Source organism: Aminobacter sp. LjRoot7, from assembly GCF_964252895.1.
Lineage (GTDB): Bacteria > Pseudomonadota > Alphaproteobacteria > Rhizobiales > Rhizobiaceae > Aminobacter > Aminobacter aminovorans_B.
The window spans coordinates 737,564-755,922 of sequence record NZ_CAXUPX020000002.1 but is presented as its reverse complement, the minus strand read 5'-3'; the positions used below and the strand labels follow the sequence as shown (position 1 = coordinate 755,922).

Sequence of the window (18,359 nt, the reverse complement as noted above, 5' to 3'; positions counted from 1 at the left end):
AAGGCCGACAGCTCCAGCTGCTGCCAACCTATCGGCTTGCAGACGCTGCGGCAGCCTCGGATCGCGTCAGTTCGCCGGCCAGCCATTCATGCAGCTTGCGGATCGCCCTGTCCTTGCGTCGGGCGGGCGCGGCGATGAAATAATAGGCGCCGAGCCGGATGTCGGTGTCGAACAACTCGACGAGGCGGCCCTTGGCGATTTCGTCGCCTGTCGTCAGGCGTGTCGCCAGCGCCACGCCCTGCCCGGCCAGAGCCGCTTCGAAGCCAAGGCTGGCGTCCCAGAGGCGCGGGCCGTGCAGCGCATCATGCGCCACGTCAGCCTTGCGAAACCAGTCGGCCCATTGCTGGCGGTTTTCCTCGTGGATCAGCGGTGCCCGCACAAGCGCAGCAATGCTCTCCAGGGGACCTGCCGCATCCAGCCATTGCCGGCTGGCCACCGGAAACATCCTGGGATGAACGAGCAAGGTCGCTCCGACAGGAAGGTCGTCGGGGTCGCCGAAGCCGACCATCACATCGGCCTCGCCAACGGAGAAATCCGGCAGGCGGTCGATGGCGCGGAACACCAGTTCCGTGTCGCTGAGCAGATGCTGTATCTCAGGCAGCCTCGGCCCCAGCCAGCGCGTCGCCAGGCCAGGCATGCACCACAGCCGCAGCGTACGCCGATGCGAGGGCGGACGAAGTTCGGCCGTCGTTGCAGCGATCAGCTCGAACGCCGTCGAGATAGCGGCATGGAAGATCTCGCCTTCCCGGGTGAGCCTGAGGCCCCGGGGACTGGATGCGACGAGTTTCACCGCCATCCAGAATTCGAGGTTCTTGACATGGCGGCTGACCACCGAGTGGCTGACGCCGAGGTCTTCGGCCGCCTTGCGCATCGAGCCCATGCGCCCCGCGGCCTCGAAGGCGCGGATCATCTGCAGCGGCGGCATGGCCTGATGCGGCTGGTTTTTCCCGACGGACCGGCGTCTTCGAATTTCGGTGTTCAAGCAAATGCCCCTGGACAATCTGTGGTGCACTGGAAGCACCACAGCATCTAATTCAATCGCGCACTGCTTGCCAAGGATTGCCGCTACGCTGGCGCCAGAATCTTACGGAGCACCTCCCCCATGACCACCAACACCACCTTGCTGGCCCGCCGGTCGGCGGCAGTTGCACGCGGCGTCGCAACGGCCTTTCCCGTCTTTGCCGGCAAGGCGGAAGGCGCCGAGATCTGGGACGTCGAGGGCGGCCGCTACATCGATTTCGCCGCCGGCATCGCGGTGCTCAACACCGGCCACCGTCATCCCAGGGTGATCGCCGCCGCGAAGGAGCAGCTCGACGCCTACACCCATACCGCCTTCCAGGTGCTGCCCTACGAGCCCTATGTCGCGCTGTGCGAGCGTCTGAACGCACTGGCGCCCTTCTCCGGCGAGGCAAAGTCCATCCTGTTTTCGACCGGCGCCGAAGCTGTCGAAAACGCCATCAAGATCGCCAAGGCAGCGACCGGCCGGCCCGGCATCATCGCCTTTGCCGGCGGTTTCCACGGCCGCACGGCGATGACCATGGCGCTGACCGGCAAGGTTGCGCCCTACAAGCAGAAGTTCGGCATTTCGCCTGCCGGCGTCTATCATGTCCCGTTCCCGGCAACGCCACTTGATGTCGACGTTTCGGATTCCGTGCGCGCGCTGCAGCTTCTGTTCCGCGCCGACATCGCGCCGTCTGACGTGGCTGCGATCATCATAGAGCCGGTTCAGGGCGAAGGCGGCTTCTGGCCCGCCCCTGTCGAGCTTCTCAAGGCACTCAGGGAAATCTGCGACACCCATGGCATCGTGCTGATCGCCGACGAGGTGCAGACGGGGTTCGCGCGCACCGGCCGCATGTTTGGCATCGAACATTCCGGCATCGAACCCGACATCATCACCGTCGCCAAGGCGCTCGGCGGCGGCTTCCCGCTGGCCGGCGTCGTCGGGCGCGCGGCGATCATGGACGCTGCCGAACCGGGCGGGCTGGGCGGCACCTATGCCGGCAGTCCGGTTGCCTGTGCCGCAGCCCTCGCTGTGCTCGACATCATCCAGGACGAAGGCCTCGTTGCCCGTGCCAATGAGATCGGGGCGACGATGCGCACTGCGCTGGAACGCATCGCGCAGCGCAACGACGCGGTGCCGATGTCGTCGATCCGCGGCCCCGGCGCCATGGTCGCCTTCGACATCGTCGCCCAGCGTGGCACCAACACCCCTGACGCCGAGACGACGAAGAAGGTGGTGCAGGTGGCACTCGGCCACGGGCTGGTGCTGTTGTCCTGCGGCGTGTTCGGCAACACCGTCCGCCTGCTCTGCCCGCTGACGATTTCCGATGCGCTGCTTGGGGAAGGACTGGACCTCCTCGAACGCGCGCTCGTCTCCGCCAACGCCTAGGAGCCGTCATGCGTACTCTAAAAGACAATGGCCTGCTCAAGACGCAGGCCTTCATCGACGGCAACTATGTTGGATCGGGCGAAACACCGGTTACCGATCCGGCCTCCGGCGCCGTCATCGCCCACGTCCCCAACCTTGGCGCGGAGGAGGCAACCCATGCAGTCGAGGCCGCTTCCAGGGCATTCAGACCCTGGGCAGCCAAGACGGCCAAGGAGCGTTCGGCAACGCTTCGCCGCTGGTTCGACCTGATCGTTGCGGCACGCACCGACCTCGCCACCATCCTGACCAGCGAACAGGGCAAACCCCTGGCCGAGGCGCTCGGTGAGATCGACTATGCCGCCTCTTATGTCGAGTTCTATGCCGAGGAGGCCAAGCGCGTCGCCGGCGAGATCCTGCCGTCGCACCGCGCCGATGCGCGTATCCTGGTGCAGCGCCAGCCGCTCGGCGTGGTAGCTGCGATCACGCCGTGGAATTTTCCGGCCGCGATGATCACCCGCAAGGTTGCCCCCGCGCTCGCCGCAGGCTGCACCGTCGTCGTCAAGCCGGCACCCGAGACGCCACTGACCGCACTTGCCCTGGCCGAACTGGCGCGCCGCGCCGGCTTTCCCGCCGGCACGTTCAATGTCGTCACGGGCGATGCGGTTGCCATAGGCGGCGTGCTGACCTCGCATCCGGCTGTCCGACTCGTCGGCTTCACCGGCTCCACACCGACAGGCAAGCTGCTGATGCGGCAGGCGGCGAGCACGGTCAAACGTGTCGCGCTCGAGCTTGGCGGTAATGCCCCCTTCATCGTATTCGACGACGCCGATGTCGACGCAGCGGTCGAAGGGGCGATGGCCTCAAAATTCAGGAACTCCGGCCAGACCTGCGTCTGCACCAACCGCATCTACGTCCAGTCGGCCGTCCATGACGTGTTTGTCGCCAAGCTGACGGAGCGGGTGAAACAGCTGCGGGTCGGCTGCGGCTTCGACGACGGTGTCGTCCAGGGACCGCTGATCTCGGAACGAGCGGTTGCCAAGGTGGAAGCGCATATCGAGGACGCGCTCGGCAAGGGCGCTGAGATCGCAACCGGCGGCAAGCGCCACGCGCTTGGCGGCACCTTCTTCGAACCGACAGTCATCACAGGCGCTGCGTCCGACATGCTGCTGGCGCAGGACGAAACCTTCGGCCCGCTGGCACCCGTATTCCGCTTTGAGACGGAGGCCGAGGTGCTGCAGGCCGCGAATGCCACGGAGACTGGCCTTGCCGCCTACTTCTTCACTCGTGATTCGGCGCGGGTGTTCCGCATGATGGAGCGGCTCGAATTCGGCATGGTCGGGGTCAACACCGGGCTGATCTCGACGGAGCTGGCACCCTTCGGCGGCGTCAAGGAAAGCGGCAATTCGCGCGAGGGCTCGCATCACGGCATCCTCGAATTCACCGAACTCAAATATGCCTGCATCGGCGGCATCGATGCGGAGGGCTGAGATGGATAGCGCCGTGACCATGCCCAACCTGACTGTCGACGGCGACCGCCTGTGGCAGTCGCTGATGGAGACGGCCCAGATCGGCGGCACCCAGAAGGGCGGCATCAAGAGGCTGACCCTGACAGAGGAGGACCGCGCCGTCCGCGACTGGTTGGTCCGCCAATGCGAGGCGCTCGGCTGCCGGACGGCGATCGACGAAGTCGGCAACATGTTCTTCACCCGGCCCGGCACCGACCCTGCCCTTGATCCGATCGCCATCGGCAGCCATCTCGACACGCAGCCGACCGGCGGCAAGTTCGACGGCATCCTGGGCGTGCTGGCAGGCCTCGAAATCCTGCGCAGCCTGAGCGAAAGCGGCTACGCGACACGGCATCCGCTTATGCTGGTCAACTGGACCAATGAGGAAGGCGCGCGTTTCAGCCCGGCGATGCTCGGCTCAGGCGTCCATGCCGGGGTCTTCGACCGCGCCTATGCCGACGCCCGCACGGCGGCAGACGGTGTGACATTCGGCGACGCCCTCGATGCCATCGGCTACCGCGGCGAGACGCCGGCAGGGTCGACCAAGATAGCGGCAATGCTCGAACTGCATATCGAACAAGGCCCTGTGCTGGAGCGGCACGGCAAGGACATCGGCATCGTCGAAGGCGTGCAGAGCATGCGCTGGTACGATCTCGTCATAACAGGCGTCGAGGCCCATGCAGGCTCGACGCCGATGGATGCACGTCTTGACGCGCTCGTCGCCGCTGCCGAACTCGTGCTTCTTGTCGAGCGCATCGCCAAGTCGCATGCATCAGCGGTTGGCACCGTCGGCTGCCTCGCAGTCCATCCGAGTTCTCGTAACGTCGTTCCCGGCCAGATCAGCATGACCGTCGACCTGCGGCATCCCGAGGACTGCCAGCTCGAAATCATGGAAGCCACGCTGCGGCGGGAAATCCATGCTCGTTTCGACGGGCGCCTGACCTGCAGCCTGTCCGAGATCTGGCGCAGCCCGGCCGTCAAGTTCGACGGCAGGTGCATCGACGCCGTTGCCTCGGGCGCGGCGACCGCCGGCTATAGTAGCCTCAGGCTGCATTCCGGCGCCGGCCACGACTCCGCCTACATCGCCCGCGTTGCACCGACATCGATGATCTTCATCCCCTGCCTCGACGGCCTCAGCCACAATGAAGCGGAGTCGTCGACCAAGGAGCAGTGCCAGGCCGGAGCCCAGACGCTGCTCAATGCGGTGCTTATGCTGGACAACAGCTTGTAGCCCTCAGGACGCGCCCGAACGCGTCTTGAGGATTGCCGAAAAGCGGGGATCGAATGCACGGCCGATGGGCTCGGCGGCAGCACCTAGGGCGATCGACCAGGGGTCGGTGATGCCGAGCTGCAGCCGCGGCAAGGTCCGCTGCGGGCGGTTGGCGATGGACAGCGGCAACGGCAGCATTGCCTTGAGGATCAGCCGCGCCAGCACCTCGGGCGCGCCGCTGGTCAGGATCACCGTCTGCGGGTCGAAAAGCGTCTCGATGAGCTGGACGCTCCAGCGCAGGTCCATCGCCGCGTCCCTGACCCAAGAGATCAGCGCCGGGTCTTCGGTGAGAGCCAGCGTCTCGACATGTTCGTAGAGGCCCGGTTCGGACGGGTCGAGCTCCAGCTGCTGGTAGAGCGAGGCAAGCGAGGCCCGGTGCTCGAGCACCGCACCGTCGCTGCCGCGCGGTGAAAGCAGCGCCATGCCGATTTCGCCGGCGTTGCCGTTGCCGCCTCGGTAGAGCTCGCCGTTGAGGATGAGGCCGGCGCCGATGCCGTAGCCGACATAGAGGCAGACGGCGTGGTCGAGCCCGTGCGCGGCACCCACCATGCGCTCGGCGATGGCGCAGGCGGCGGAGTCGTTCTGCAGGCTGACGTCGAGGCCGGTGCCGGCTGCAAGCGTCTCCAAGAGCGGGTATTTCTGCCAGGCCGGCATCATCCATTTGTTGTCGCCGAATTCCTCAAGCCCGAACGGGCCGGGCATGGCGACACCCAGGCCGACGATGCGCCTTTCGGATTGCGCCGAGATCGCGGAGAGGTCGCGCCTGATGCCCTCGATCACCCCTAGAATGATCCTGACGCCGCCTTGCGGGTCGTCGGGCGGCAGGTTGGCCTCGGCGCGCACCAGAACTGTGCCGACGAGGTCGACGGCGACGGCACGCGTCAGATGGCGGTCGATCTGCAGGCCGATGGCAAACGCCCCTTCGGAAACCAGTCTGTAGGGCGTTGAGGGCTGGCCCCTGCCCTTTCTCACCGCGTCGAGCGAGACGACGAAGCCATCACGCTCCAGCTCCTCGATGATGTTGGAGACGGCCTGCTTGGTCAGTTGCGTCGCCCGCGCCAGATCGGCCCGCGACAGCGCCCCGTTGAGCCGCAACGCGTCCATCATGACACGGCGATTGTGGGCGCTCGTGCCCTCCTGGTTGGTGCCGCTGGTGGCGCGGATCGGACTGCTGTCGCTCAATTCTCTTTCCCCTCTTGACTCCAATAGATAATTGCAGAAGTAATAAGTCAAGTCAGTTGACTTAATAAAGGAACCGCGAGAGTTCCGGGGAATGAATGGCGGCTGGAGCCGCCGCGCCTTTCGACCAGGACAGCCGCTTGAGACAGACCGCGAGGCCGAAGCCCAGCGCCGTTCCCAAGCGAGACGGCAAGCGTGACGCGCGCCGTCGAACGGATTTGCATAAGTCAAAAATGGAGGATCAAATGTTGAAATCTTTTAGCAGGACACTGCTCGGCGCGGCTTTCGTTAGCGGCGCCTTCATGCCCCATGCCTTCGCCGAAACCTCGATCAACGCGCTGTTCATGGCCCAGGCCGCCTATAGCGAAGCCGACGTGCGGGCGATGGCCGAGGCCTTCACCAAGGCCAATCCCGACATCAAGGTGAACCTCGAATTCGTGCCCTACGAAGGCCTGCATGACAAGACCGTGCTGGCGCAGGGTTCGGGCGGCTACGACGTGGTGCTGTTCGACGTCATCTGGCCGGCCGAATATGCGTCCAACAACGTGCTCGTCGACGTCTCCTCGCGCATCACTGACGACATGAAGAAGGGTGTGCTTCCCGGCGCCTGGACCACCGTCAACTATGACGGCAAGTCTTACGGCATGCCTTGGATTCTCGACACCAAGTACCTGTTCTACAACAAGGAAATCCTTGAGAAGGCCGGCATCAAGAACCCGCCCAAGACCTGGGACGAACTGGCCGAGCAGGCCAAGATCATCAAGGACAAGGGCCTGCTGGCAACGCCGATCTCGTGGAGCTGGTCGCAAGCGGAAGCCGCAATCTGCGACTACACCACTTTGGTCAGCGCCTATGGCGGCGATTTCATCAAGGACGGCAAGCCGGCCTTCCAGAGCGGCGGCGGTCTCGACGCGCTGAATTACATGGTGACGAGCTACAGCTCGGGCCTGACCAACCCGAACTCCAAGGAGTTCCTCGAGGAAGACGTGCGCAAGGTGTTTCAGAACGGCGAAGCCGCCTTCGCGCTCAACTGGACCTACATGTACAACATGGCCAACGACCCCAAGGACAGCAAGGTCGCGGGCAAGGTCGGCGTCGTGCCGGCACCGGGTGTTGCGGGCAAGAGCGAGGTCTCGGCGGTCAACGGCTCGATGGGCCTCGGCGTCACCACTGCCAGCAAGCATCCCGAGGAAGCCTGGAAGTTCATCACCTTCATGACCTCGCAGGAAACGCAGAACCAGTATGCCAAGCTGAGTCTGCCGATCTGGGCCTCGTCCTATGACGATCCGGCCGTCACCAAGGGCCAGGAAGAGCTGATCGCCGCGGCCAAGCTCGGCCTTGCCGCGATGTATCCGCGCCCGACGACGCCCAAGTATCAGGAGCTGTCGACGGCGCTACAGCAGGCGATCCAGGAATCGCTGCTCGGCCAGGCAAAACCCGAAGACGCGCTCAAGGGTGCTGCCGAAAACAGCGGCCTCTAAGGTTTACTGCCCCAAACTTCCGGGCGGCTCCGGCCGCCCGGCCCTTTCGTTTCAAGTGAAAAGAGTCGCCTCATGTCGGGCCCATGGATGACGACCCGAGCATGGCTGCTGATGCTGCCGCTGCTCGTGGTCATGATATCAGTCATCGGCTGGCCCCTCGTCGACACGGTTCGCCTGTCCTTCACCGACGCCAAGCTCGTCGGCACCGAGGGCAGCTTCGTCGGCCTCGACAACTACGCCAAGATGCTGTCCGGCTCGAACTTCCAGCGCACGCTCGTCACCACGACATGGTTCGCGGTCGTTTCGGTGGCGGCGGAGATGGTGCTCGGCGTGCTTGCGGCTCTGCTGCTGAACCAGCAGTTTTACGGCCGCACAGTCCTGCGCGCGCTGATGATCCTGCCCTGGGCGCTGCCGACCGTGGTCAACGCCACGCTGTGGCGGCTGATCTACAATCCCGAATATGGCGCATTGAACGCAGCGCTGACGCAGGTCGGCCTGCTAGACGCCTACCGCTCATGGCTTGGCGAGCCCAACACCGCGCTGGCAGCGCTGATCGTCGCCGACTGTTGGAAGAACTTTCCGCTTGTCGCACTCATTGCCCTCGCAGCCTTGCAGGCCGTGCCGCGCGACATCACCGCGGCATCGATGGTCGACGGTGCCGGGCCGATCGCGCGGTTTCGCTTCGTCATCCTGCCTTATCTCGTCGGCCCGCTTCTCGTGGCGCTGGTGCTGCGCACCATCGAGGCATTCAAGGTGTTCGACATCATCTGGGTGATGACGCGCGGCGGGCCGGCCAATTCGACCAGAACGCTGTCGATCCTCGTCTACCAGGAAGCCTTCTCGTTCCAGCGCGCCGGCTCGGGCGCGTCGCTGGCGCTGATCGTCACCTTGCTGGTCACCGTGCTGGCCGTCGCTTATGCGGCCCTTGTCAGGAAAGCCGCGGGGAGTACGAGCTGATGGAACGCAGGAGCCTGCCTTTCACCATCTTCATCTATGCCTCGGCGCTGCTGCTGGCGATCGTCATCCTGGCGCCGGTGCTGTGGCTGTTCGTCATGAGCATCTCGCCCGCGGCCGACCTGTCGGCCAAGCCGTTGCGCTGGTGGCCGCAACAGGTCGACTTCTCCCGCTACGCTTTGCTGCTTTCGACCGTCGAAAACAGCGCCGGCGCCGCTTTCGTCGCCTCCCTCTGGAACAGCCTGAGGATCGCCGGCATGGCGACGATTGCGGCGATAGCACTTGCCATCCCGGCCGGCTGGGCAGTGTCGCGCACGCCCGCCGTCGGCTGGTCGCTGTCCGTGGTGATCGCCACCTACATGCTGCCGCCGGTGGCGCTGGCCGTGCCGCTTTATATGGGCCTGGCCTATTTCGGCATGCTCAACAACATCTTCGGCCTGGCGCTGGTCTATCTCACCATCCTCGCCCCTTTCACCACCTGGCTGATGAAGTCGGGTTTCGATGCGATCCCGCGCGAGATCGAAGCAGCCGCGATGATCGACGGCGCCAGCCTGTTCCAGACGCTGCGCATCATCACCTTGCCGCTGGCAGCACCGGTTGTCGCCACCTCGGCCCTGTTTGCGCTGCTGCTTGCCTGGGACGAGTTCTTCTACGCGCTTTTGTTTACCTCCGACCTGCGCGCCAAGACGCTGACTGTCGCCATCGCCGATCTCGCCGGTGGCCGCGTCTCGGATTACGGTCTGATTGCCACCGCAGGCGTGCTGGCAGCCTTGCCGCCGGTGCTGATCGGGCTCGTCATGCAACGTGCCCTGATTTCGGGCCTGACCAGCGGCGGCGTGAAAGGATAATGTCCATGACTACACCAAAGCCCAGACCTGCCGGTCTCTTGGCAATCGACCGCGAAATGGCGCGCCAGCATGGCGACGCACTGGCGTCCTTCGCCGAAAACACCGGGATGGCAGCCAGGGTCGCCGCTTCCCTGGCAAAGACCGGCCAGTTGCTGCTGCTCGGAATGGGCGGCTCGCACGCCGTCGGCCGCGCCGTCGAGCCGCTCTATCGCGCGCTCGGCATTGATGCCATCGCCCTGCCCCTGTCCGAGCAGCTCGGCCAGGGGCTTTCGCTCGATGGCCGCACGGTGATCATGACGTCGCAATCGGGCGAAAGCGCAGAGGTGGTGCGCTGGTTCACCGAGACGGGCGGCAATGCCGAGACTTTCGGGCTGACGCTGGAGGCCGGCTCGTTCCTCGCCCGGACAGCGCCTTCGCTGGTCGGCGTCGGCGGCACCGAGCTCGCTTTTGCCGCTACCCGCAGCCTGACGGTGACACTTTCGCTTCACCTCGCCATCCTCGCCGCCCTTGGCGAGCACCCGGGCGGCGCGCTGGTCGCCCTGCAGATGCCTGAGATCGTCGATGTCGGCGCAGCACTCAAGGCTCTGGCTGATGTCGACACCGTCGTCACCTCGGGGCGGCGCCTGCAGGGCGTTGCCGAAGCACTGGCGCTCGGCCTGACCGAGCTGTCGCGACGCCCATGCTTTTCGCTCGAAGGCGGACAACTGCGGCACGGGCCGATGGAAATGCTGGGACCCAGGATCGGGGTCGTGCTGTTCCGTGGCAAGGACCCGACGGCGGCACTCGTCACTGCCATGGCTATCTCGGCTGTGGAGACCGGCGCACCGGTGGTGATCTTCGATTCCTCTGATGAGACGCCGGTGGCGGGCGCGACGACCCTCGCTTTCAAGCCGGCAACCGGCATGGACGCCATTTTTGCCATGCTGCCCACGGCACAGCGCCTGATGATCGCCTTTGCCGATGCCCGCGTCGCAGACGCCGGCACGCCGGTGCGTTCGACCAAGATCACACGGAGCGAATGAATGCGGCCGCTTGCTGTGATCGGCAACGTCAATGTCGACCTCATCCTGGGCCCGACGGCACCCTGGCCGAGGGCAGGCACCGAGATCATCGTCGACCACGACGAGTTGCGCGTTGGCGGCCAGGCGGGCAACAGCGCGCTTGGCTGGGAGGCGCTCGGCGTCGACTTCGAGATCGCGGCCAATGTCGGCAACGACCAGTTCGGCCTGTGGCTGCGCGATGCCTTCGGCGATCGGGCGGCCAAATGGCCGGTCAGCCAGGAGCGCACGACGCTTTCCGTTGGCATCACTCACCCCGACGGCGAGCGCACCTTCTTCACCACCCATGGCCACCTGCCCCGGTTCAGCCTGGCCGATGTGCTTTCGGTGCTCGATGGCGAGCGCCTTGCCGACGGCTATGCCTTACTGTGCGGTTCGTTCCTGACCACCGACCTCACGCGCGACTACGACGCCTTCTTCGACTGGGCGCATGGCCATGGCATCTCGGTCGTTCTCGACACCGGCTGGCCGCCCGATGGCTGGACGGAAGAGAACTGCGCCTTGGCACGCATGTGGCTCTCGCATTGCGACTGCGCGCTGCTGAACGAGGTCGAGGCGACGACGCTCGCAGGCCTCGACAGCCCTGCCGCAGCTGCCGCCGCCTTGTGGCCGAGCATGCCCAAGGGCGCGATCCTGGTCGTCAAATGCGGCCCGGACGGCGCCATCGCGATCGGTCCCGACGGCGAGCTGGTGTCGGTGGCAGCGCCTGTTGTCACAGTCATCGACACGATCGGTGCCGGCGACGTCTTTAATGCCGCCTTCCTGGCAGCTCTCGCCGACGACCAGCCGCTCGACGCCTGCCTCGCTGCGGGCGTCCAGGTCGCGTCGCGTGCCATTTCCACCTTGCCCCGCAGCTATGGCGGGTTGCCTGAGATCAGGGACGACGTTGCATGAGTGCGCTCGACATCCAGAACATCCGCAAGAGCTACGGCGCGGTCGAGACGCTGAAAGGCATCGACATCGCCTTGCAGAGCGGCGAGTTCCTGGTGCTGCTCGGCTCGTCGGGTTGCGGGAAATCGACGCTGCTCAACATCATCGCCGGCCTCGCGGAGGCCACCAGCGGCGACATCCGGATTGCCGGCAGGTCCATTCTCGGCGTCCATCCCAAGGACCGCGACATCGCCATGGTGTTCCAGTCCTATGCGCTCTACCCCAATCTCAGCGTGCGCCGAAACATCGGCTTCGGCCTCGAGATGCGCAAGGTGCCGCTTGTCGAACGCGAAAAGGCAGTCGAGGAAGCGTCGCGCCTGCTGCAGATCGAGCCGCTGCTCGACCGCAAGCCGAGCCAGCTCTCGGGCGGCCAGCGCCAGCGGGTCGCTATCGGACGGGCGCTGGTGCGCAAGCCGCAGGTGTTCCTGTTCGACGAGCCGCTGTCCAACCTCGACGCCAAGCTGCGGCTTGAAATGCGTACCGAGCTCAAGCGCCTGCACCAGATGCTGAAGACCACCGTCGTCTATGTCACCCACGACCAGATCGAGGCGATGACGCTGGCAACACGCGTCGCGGTGATGAAAGACGGGCGCATCGAGCAGCTCGGCACGCCGGAAGAAATCTACAACCAGCCCGCCACGCTCTATGTCGCCGGCTTCGTCGGCGCCCCGCCGATGAACATCCTCGACGTCGAGGTCGACAATGGCGCGCTGGCAATTATCGGATCCGACATTTGTTTGCCCCTGCCCGACCGCTTCAGGACAGTTGTCCGCGACAAGGCGCGGCTTGCACTCGGCATCAGGCCGGAGGCGCTGCGGCTGGCGTACGCCGATCAGACGGGCGGCTATGCCTTGTCGGCGCGAATCGAGGTGGTCGAGCTGACCGGCCCGGAGCTTGTCACCACCGCCCGCCTCGGCCAGCAAAAGCTCACCGCATGTCTTGCGCCACGAGCCAGGGTCAGCCAGGGTGACGTTGCGGCATTTGCCGTCGACGACGACGCGCTGCACCTGTTCGACCCCGCGACCGGCCAGGCGCTGCTCGCCTGAGGCATCGTCCGAACGGGCCTGATCCATCAACAAAAACGCGAAACTGCTTAAAGCAACTGCCACTTGTGCGATGAGAGCAACGGGCAGAATTTAGGCCATGTTTGCGCAGGCAATCGTGCCTTGCGCCATTTGTTGGCGGAAGCCGGCCCGGGGTGGAGACGCAAGAAGCGTCCTGGGTCGGCACGAGAGGGTAGCAGGAGTTCGGCAGGAAAATCGCTGGCGGCCATGCGGGGAAGCATGGGTGCGTCGGCGAGCCTGCGCCAGGACCAGGCTGCCCCCTAACCGTCTGGGAGGAAGCAAAGAGTGCTCGAGAAGTATTTCAACCTGAAGGAACAAGGCACGTCGGTCCGGACCGAAGTGATCGCCGGCGTCACGACCTTCCTGACGATGGCCTACATCATCTTCGTCAACCCGGAGATCCTGTCGTCGACGGGCATGGACCGCAATGCCGTGTTCGTCGCCACCTGTCTCGCCGCGGCAATAGGCTCGCTCATCATGGGCCTGGTGGCCAAATGGCCGATCGGCATGGCGCCAGGCATGGGCCTGAACGCCTTCTTCGCCTTCACCGTCGTCGGCGCCATGGGCTTTTCCTGGCAGCAGGCGCTGGGTGCCGTCTTCATTTCGGGCGTCATCTTCCTGCTTTTGACCATCAGCGGCGTGCGCAGCTGGCTGATTGCCGGCATCCCGCATTCGATGCGTAGCGCGATTGCCGCCGGTATCGGCCTGTTTCTCGGCATCATCGCGCTGAAAAGCTCGGGCATCGTCGTGGCCAGCCCCGCAACCCTGGTGACGCTCGGCGACCTCAGCCAGACCGGAACGCTGCTCGCCATTGCCGGCTTCTTCATCATAGCTGCACTCGACGCGCTCAAGGTGCGCGGTGCGATCCTGATCGGCATCCTGGTGATCACCATCGCCTCGATGGCGCTCGGCGTCAGCCAGTTCAACGGCATCGTCTCGATGCCGCCATCCATCCTGCCGACCTTCCTGCAGCTCGACGTTGTGGGCGCGCTGCATGCCGGCCTGGTGCACGTCATCCTGGTGTTCGTGCTGGTCGAGGTCTTCGACGCCACCGGCACACTGATCGGCGTCGCCAAGCGCGCCGGGCTGATCGAGCCGGGCAAGCCCAACCGCCTCGGACGTGCGCTTCTCGCCGACAGCACGGCCATCGTCGCCGGCTCGCTGCTGGGCACCTCCAGTACCACCGCCTATGTCGAAAGCGCCTCGGGCGTGCAGGCCGGCGGCCGTACCGGCCTCACCGCCCTGGTCATCGGCGTGCTGTTTCTTGCCGCGCTGTTCTTCTCGCCGCTGGCAGGCTCGGTGCCGGCCTATGCGACCGCACCTGCCCTGCTTTATGTCGCCTGCCTGATGATGCGCGAGCTTGTCGAGGTCGAATGGGCCGACATCACCGAGGCAGCGCCCGCTGCGCTGACCGCGCTGATGATGCCCTTCACCTACTCGATCGCCAACGGCCTGGCCTTTGGCTTCGTCAGCTACGCAGCACTCAAGCTGCTGACCGGTCGTCCCGGCGAGGTTCATGCAGCGACGTGGCTTGTGGCGGCACTGTTCATCATCCGCTTCGCCTTCTTCGCCCACTGACTTTTCCGAACCCATCTTAAGCCGGGGCCGCCCACGCGGCCCCGGCTTTTTGTTGTCCGCGAAGGCGCTTCCCACGGCCGTGACATGCGCTAGGAATTCCGCTTTCGTTTTGGTCGACGAAAGTCGGAAACGAAGATCGCAACCAGGAATTGCCCAGCATTACCCGAGGCCGACCACATTTCGCTGGCCGAAAAATAGAAGATTTCAGCTGTTTGCGGGCATTTAGCCGTCTAAATTGGCGGATGTGCGCTGAAACCCAGGCCTCTGACACAACATCACCCCAAAGCTGGAGAGCAGCTTTATATTTCGTTTGACATTCACTTTCAGTTCGAAATAATCCAAATCTAGTTTCGAAAATTACCTAAATTGCTGCAGTGCGAAAAGGCGGCGAAGGCGTGAGCAGACCCGAAATACACGACATCTTCGTTATCGGCGGCGGCATCAATGGCTGCGGAATCGCACGTGACGCGGTCGGCCGCGGCTATTCGGTCTACCTCGCCGAAATGAACGACCTCGCCTCCGGCACGTCGTCCTATTCGACCAAGCTCATCCATGGCGGGCTGCGCTATCTCGAACACTACGAGTTCCGCCTGGTGCGCGAAGCGCTGATGGAGCGCGAGGTGCTGTGGAAGAACGCGCCGCACATCATCTGGCCGATGCGCTTCGTGCTGCCTTACGCCAAGGGCCTGCGCCCGGCATGGCTGATCCGGCTCGGCCTGTTCCTCTATGACCACATTGGCGGCCGCAAGCTGCTGCCGCCGACACGCACGCTCGACATGCGCAGCGACGTCGCCGGCAAGCCGCTCAAGCCGATGTTTTCGCGTGCCTTCGAATATTCCGACGGCTGGGTCAACGATGCGCGGCTGGTCGTGCTCAATGCCCGCGACGCAGCCGACAAGGGTGCCGTCATCCGCACCCGCGCCAAGGTGACGAGCGCGCGCCGCGACAACGGCCATTGGAACATCCGCGTCGAGGACCTGCGCAGCGGCCAGGTCGAGGAGGTCAAAGCGCGGCTCATCGTCAATGCCGCCGGCCCCTGGATCGACCACGTGCTGACCGAGACCGTCGGGCAGAACAACGTCCACAATGTGCGCCTCGTCCAGGGCAGCCATATCGTGGTGGCAAAGAAGTTCGACGATCCGCGCGCCTATTTCTTCCAGAACAAGGACGGGCGCATCATCTTCGCCATTCCTTACGAGGAAGACTTCACCCTGATCGGCACCACCGACCAGGATTATGAAGGCGATCCCCACACCGCCAGGATCAGCCAGGCCGAAATCACCTATCTCTGCGACGCGGCAAGCGAATATTTCGCCGAGCCGGTGCGCCCCGACGACATCGTCTGGACCTATTCAGGCGTTCGCCCGCTCTATGACGACGGCGCCAGCAAGGCTCAGGAAGCGACGCGCGACTATGTGCTGAAGGCCGATGCCAGCGAAGGCCGCGCGCCGATCGTCAACATCTTCGGCGGCAAGATCACCACTTATCGCCGCCTTGCCGAATCCATGCTCGAGATCATCGAAAAGCAGCTCGGCAAGAAGGGCAAGCCCTGGACGGCGACGGCCGCCCTGCCCGGCGGCGAGTTCGAAGCGACGGGCTTCGATGCCGAAGTGGTGAAGCTCAAGGCTGCCTACCCGTTCCTCGACATGCGCCTCGCCCGTCGCTTGACCAGGCTCTACGGCACGCGTGCCAGGGGCCTGCTTGGCCTCGCGAAGTCCGAAGCCGATCTGGGGCGCAATTTCGGCGCCGATCTCTACGAGGCCGAGGTCCGCTATCTCGTCGCCCATGAATGGGCGGTGAGCGGCGAAGACGTTTTGTGGCGGCGTACCAAGCGGGGCCTGAAGCTCAGCAAGGAGCAGGCCGCGACGCTCGACGAATTTCTGCAAGGAATGAGCCCAGGCGTGCACAACGCCGCGGCAGAATAGGCCTACCCGCCTGCATCTGCCTCTGGGAGGAGGATTTATGCTCGAACTGCGCAACGTTACCAAGACGGTGGCCGGCACGGATCATATCCGCGACGTCTCGCTGACGCTTCAGCACGCTAGCCTCAATGTCCTGCTTGGGCCGACCCTGTCGGGCAAGACCAGCCTGATGCGGCTGATGGCCGGGCTCGACAAGCCGACCTCTGGCTCGGTCTGGTTCGACGGCACCGATGTTACCGGCGTGCCGGTTCAGAGGCGCAACATCGCCATGGTCTACCAGCAGTTCATCAACTATCCGGCGATGACGGTCTACGAGAACATAGCCTCGCCGCTGCGTGTTGCCGGCGCCGACAAGGCCAGGATCGAGCAGGAGGTCAAGCGCGCCGCAGACCTGCTCAAGCTGACGCCCTATCTGGACCGCACCCCGCTCAACCTGTCGGGCGGCCAGCAGCAGCGCACCGCACTTGCCCGCGCCATCGTCAAGAATGCCCGGCTTGTGCTGCTCGACGAACCGCTCGCCAATCTCGACTACAAGCTGCGCGAGGAATTGCGCGCCGAGTTGCCGAAGATCTTCGCCGAAACCGGCGCGATCTTCGTCTATGCCACGACCGAGCCGCATGAAGCGCTTTTGCTCGGCGGCAATGTCGCGACGCTGTCGGAAGGCCGCATCACCCAGTTCGGCCCGACGATCGAGGTGTTCCGCAAGCCGAACGACCTGATCACGGCACGGACCTTTGCCGACCCGCCGCTCAACACCATCGTGTTGAAGAAGAGCGGCCGCAGTTTCCAGCTTGATGGTGGGGTGGACCTCCCGGTGCCGGTGGAACTCGCCGGCATTGCCGACGCCAGCTATACGATCGGCTTCCAGCCCCACCATCTTTCTTTTGAGAAGCGCACCGCGGACGCGGTGGGCGTGAAGGCCAAGGTCTCGGTGACCGAAATCACCGGCTCGGAAAGCTTCGTTCATCTCAACTACGCAGACGCGCGCTGGGTGATGCTCGCCCACGGCATCCGCCAGTTCGAACCGGACGAGGTCATCGAGGTCTTCATCGATCCGCGCCACGTCATGGTTTTTGACGCGAATGGCCGCTCGGCCGCTTCGCCATCGCAACTGGCTGCATAGGAGGGCGAGATGGCACGCATCGACCTGAACCACATCCGCCACGCCTACGGCGCAAACCCGAAATCCGACAAGGACTATGCGTTGCGCGAAGTCCATTACGGCTTCGAGGACGGTGGCGCCTATGCATTGCTCGGCCCCTCCGGCTGCGGCAAGACCACTCTGCTCAACATCATCTCGGGCCTGCTGCACGCCTCGCACGGCCAGCTTTTGTTCGACGGCAAGGACGTGACGCGGCTGTCGACGCAGGAGCGCAACATCGCTCAGGTGTTCCAGTTCCCGGTCATCTACGACACCATGACGGTCTACGACAATCTCGCCTTCCCGCTGCGAAACCGCGGCGTGGCCGAAGCCGATGTCGACCGCAAGGTGCGCGAGACGCTCGACATGATCGACCTCGCCGACTGGGCCAAACGTAAGGCGCGCGGGCTCACCGCCGACCAAAAGCAGAAGATCTCGCTCGGCCGCGGCCTCGTCCGCTCCGACGTCAACGCGATCCTGTTCGACGAGCCGCTGACCGTCATCGACCCGCATATGAAATGGGTGCTGCGCTCGCAGCTCAAGCAGCTTCACCGCCGCTTCGGCTACACCATGATCTACGTCACCCACGACCAGACCGAGGCGCTGACCTTCGCCGAGAAGGTGGTGGTGATGTATGACGGCGAGATCGTCCAGATCGGCACTCCGGCCGAGCTGTTCGAGCGCCCCAAGCACACCTTCGTCGGCTATTTCATCGGCTCGCCCGGCATGAACGTCATGCCGGTGGCGGTCGAAGGCAGGCGCGCCAGGCTCGGCGGCCAGACAATCGACCTGCCCGGCACGCCCAAGGCCGAAGGCGGCGGCATCGAACTCGGCATCCGGCCCGAATATGTCAGGCTCGGCGCCAAGGGCATGCCCGTCACGGTGCGTAAGGTCGAGGACATCGGCCGCCACAAGGTGGTGCGCGCCAGCCTCGAGGGCCGCGAGATCGCGGCGATCCTGGGCGAGGACGATCACGTCCCGGCCGATCCGCACGTCACCTTCGATCCTGCCGGCATCAACCTCTACGATAAGTCCTGGCGCGTCGAGATGGGAGCCTGACC

Annotated in this window: 15 protein-coding genes; 13 read left to right on the top strand and 2 right to left on the bottom strand. The window is 64.7% G+C overall.

The window, feature by feature from the left end; all coding sequences use genetic code 11:
* Positions 1-28: 28 nt before the first annotated feature.
* On the bottom strand, positions 29-925 hold the full coding sequence (locus ACSQ3E_RS09265) for a LysR substrate-binding domain-containing protein (protein ID WP_436122447.1): 897 nt from the start codon (positions 923-925) through the stop codon (positions 29-31).
* Positions 926-1,102: 177 nt separating this feature from the next.
* Between ACSQ3E_RS09265 and gabT the strand changes: the two genes are divergently transcribed.
* From gabT to ACSQ3E_RS09250, 3 genes are read left to right on the top strand one after another with little or no spacing between them, the layout of a single operon-like run.
* Positions 1,103-2,389, top strand: coding sequence for a 4-aminobutyrate--2-oxoglutarate transaminase (gene gabT / locus ACSQ3E_RS09260; RefSeq protein ID WP_436122446.1), 1,287 nt, complete (start codon positions 1,103-1,105; stop codon positions 2,387-2,389).
* An 8-nt stretch (positions 2,390-2,397) separates the two neighbouring features.
* Complete coding sequence (locus ACSQ3E_RS09255) at positions 2,398-3,855, top strand: NAD-dependent succinate-semialdehyde dehydrogenase (protein ID WP_436122445.1); 1,458 nt, start codon at positions 2,398-2,400, stop codon at positions 3,853-3,855.
* 1 nt (position 3,856) lies between these two features.
* Positions 3,857-5,104, top strand: coding sequence for a M20 family metallo-hydrolase (locus tag ACSQ3E_RS09250; RefSeq protein WP_436122444.1), 1,248 nt, complete (start codon positions 3,857-3,859; stop codon positions 5,102-5,104).
* 3 nt (positions 5,105-5,107) lie between these two features.
* Here ACSQ3E_RS09250 and ACSQ3E_RS09245 read toward each other — a convergent pair whose 3' ends face one another.
* Positions 5,108-6,325, bottom strand: coding sequence for an ROK family transcriptional regulator (locus ACSQ3E_RS09245; protein WP_436122443.1), 1,218 nt, complete (start codon positions 6,323-6,325; stop codon positions 5,108-5,110).
* A 242-nt stretch (positions 6,326-6,567) separates the two neighbouring features.
* Between ACSQ3E_RS09245 and ACSQ3E_RS09240 the strand changes: the two genes are divergently transcribed.
* From ACSQ3E_RS09240 to ACSQ3E_RS09195, 10 genes are all read left to right on the top strand, one after another.
* Positions 6,568-7,803 carry an extracellular solute-binding protein gene (locus tag ACSQ3E_RS09240; RefSeq protein ID WP_436122442.1) on the top strand — a complete coding sequence of 412 codons (1,236 nt, stop codon included), beginning with the start codon at positions 6,568-6,570 and terminating at the stop codon, positions 7,801-7,803.
* A gap of 72 nt (positions 7,804-7,875) precedes the next feature.
* The gene (locus tag ACSQ3E_RS09235; RefSeq protein WP_436122441.1) at positions 7,876-8,760 is read left to right on the top strand and encodes a carbohydrate ABC transporter permease; all 885 of its coding nucleotides are present in this window, start codon (positions 7,876-7,878) and stop codon (positions 8,758-8,760) included.
* Complete coding sequence (locus ACSQ3E_RS09230; RefSeq protein ID WP_436122440.1) at positions 8,760-9,605, top strand: carbohydrate ABC transporter permease; 846 nt, start codon at positions 8,760-8,762, stop codon at positions 9,603-9,605. Before ACSQ3E_RS09235 ends, ACSQ3E_RS09230 begins: the two co-directional genes overlap by 1 nt.
* A gap of 5 nt (positions 9,606-9,610) precedes the next feature.
* The gene (locus ACSQ3E_RS09225; RefSeq protein ID WP_436122439.1) at positions 9,611-10,627 is read left to right on the top strand and encodes an SIS domain-containing protein; all 1,017 of its coding nucleotides are present in this window, start codon (positions 9,611-9,613) and stop codon (positions 10,625-10,627) included.
* Positions 10,628-11,557, top strand: a complete 930-nt coding sequence (locus ACSQ3E_RS09220; protein ID WP_436122438.1) for a PfkB family carbohydrate kinase — start codon at positions 10,628-10,630, stop codon at positions 11,555-11,557.
* A complete protein-coding gene (locus ACSQ3E_RS09215; RefSeq protein WP_436122437.1) occupies positions 11,554-12,639 on the top strand; it encodes an ABC transporter ATP-binding protein in 1,086 nt (361 codons plus the stop codon). The genes ACSQ3E_RS09220 and ACSQ3E_RS09215 overlap by 4 nt, the downstream gene beginning before the upstream one ends.
* Positions 12,640-12,942: 303 nt before the next feature.
* On the top strand, positions 12,943-14,235 hold the full coding sequence (locus ACSQ3E_RS09210) for an NCS2 family permease (RefSeq protein WP_436122436.1): 1,293 nt from the start codon (positions 12,943-12,945) through the stop codon (positions 14,233-14,235).
* 395 nt (positions 14,236-14,630) lie between these two features.
* Positions 14,631-16,160, top strand: coding sequence for a glycerol-3-phosphate dehydrogenase (gene glpD, locus ACSQ3E_RS09205; RefSeq protein ID WP_436122435.1), 1,530 nt, complete (start codon positions 14,631-14,633; stop codon positions 16,158-16,160).
* A gap of 37 nt (positions 16,161-16,197) precedes the next feature.
* Complete coding sequence (locus tag ACSQ3E_RS09200) at positions 16,198-17,280, top strand: ABC transporter ATP-binding protein (protein ID WP_436122434.1); 1,083 nt, start codon at positions 16,198-16,200, stop codon at positions 17,278-17,280.
* A gap of 9 nt (positions 17,281-17,289) precedes the next feature.
* The gene (locus tag ACSQ3E_RS09195; protein ID WP_436122433.1) at positions 17,290-18,357 is read left to right on the top strand and encodes an ABC transporter ATP-binding protein; all 1,068 of its coding nucleotides are present in this window, start codon (positions 17,290-17,292) and stop codon (positions 18,355-18,357) included.
* Positions 18,358-18,359 lie beyond the last annotated feature (2 nt).

What these genes read in the sequence shown, in the direction of transcription:
- ACSQ3E_RS09265 (WP_436122447.1), bottom strand. Translation starts at nt 925, where the DNA reads ATGCCGCCGCTGCAGATGATCCGCGCCTTCGAGGCCGCGGGGCGCATG.
- gabT (WP_436122446.1), top strand. Translation starts at nt 1,103, where the DNA reads ATGACCACCAACACCACCTTGCTGGCCCGCCGGTCGGCGGCAGTTGCA.
- ACSQ3E_RS09255 (WP_436122445.1), top strand. Translation starts at nt 2,398, where the DNA reads ATGCGTACTCTAAAAGACAATGGCCTGCTCAAGACGCAGGCCTTCATC.
- ACSQ3E_RS09250 (WP_436122444.1), top strand. Translation starts at nt 3,857, where the DNA reads ATGGATAGCGCCGTGACCATGCCCAACCTGACTGTCGACGGCGACCGC.
- ACSQ3E_RS09240 (WP_436122442.1), top strand. Translation starts at nt 6,568, where the DNA reads ATGTTGAAATCTTTTAGCAGGACACTGCTCGGCGCGGCTTTCGTTAGC.
- ACSQ3E_RS09235 (WP_436122441.1), top strand. Translation starts at nt 7,876, where the DNA reads ATGTCGGGCCCATGGATGACGACCCGAGCATGGCTGCTGATGCTGCCG.
- ACSQ3E_RS09230 (WP_436122440.1), top strand. Translation starts at nt 8,760, where the DNA reads ATGGAACGCAGGAGCCTGCCTTTCACCATCTTCATCTATGCCTCGGCG.
- ACSQ3E_RS09225 (WP_436122439.1), top strand. Translation starts at nt 9,611, where the DNA reads ATGACTACACCAAAGCCCAGACCTGCCGGTCTCTTGGCAATCGACCGC.
- ACSQ3E_RS09220 (WP_436122438.1), top strand. Translation starts at nt 10,628, where the DNA reads ATGCGGCCGCTTGCTGTGATCGGCAACGTCAATGTCGACCTCATCCTG.
- ACSQ3E_RS09215 (WP_436122437.1), top strand. Translation starts at nt 11,554, where the DNA reads ATGAGTGCGCTCGACATCCAGAACATCCGCAAGAGCTACGGCGCGGTC.
- ACSQ3E_RS09200 (WP_436122434.1), top strand. Translation starts at nt 16,198, where the DNA reads ATGCTCGAACTGCGCAACGTTACCAAGACGGTGGCCGGCACGGATCAT.
- ACSQ3E_RS09195 (WP_436122433.1), top strand. Translation starts at nt 17,290, where the DNA reads ATGGCACGCATCGACCTGAACCACATCCGCCACGCCTACGGCGCAAAC.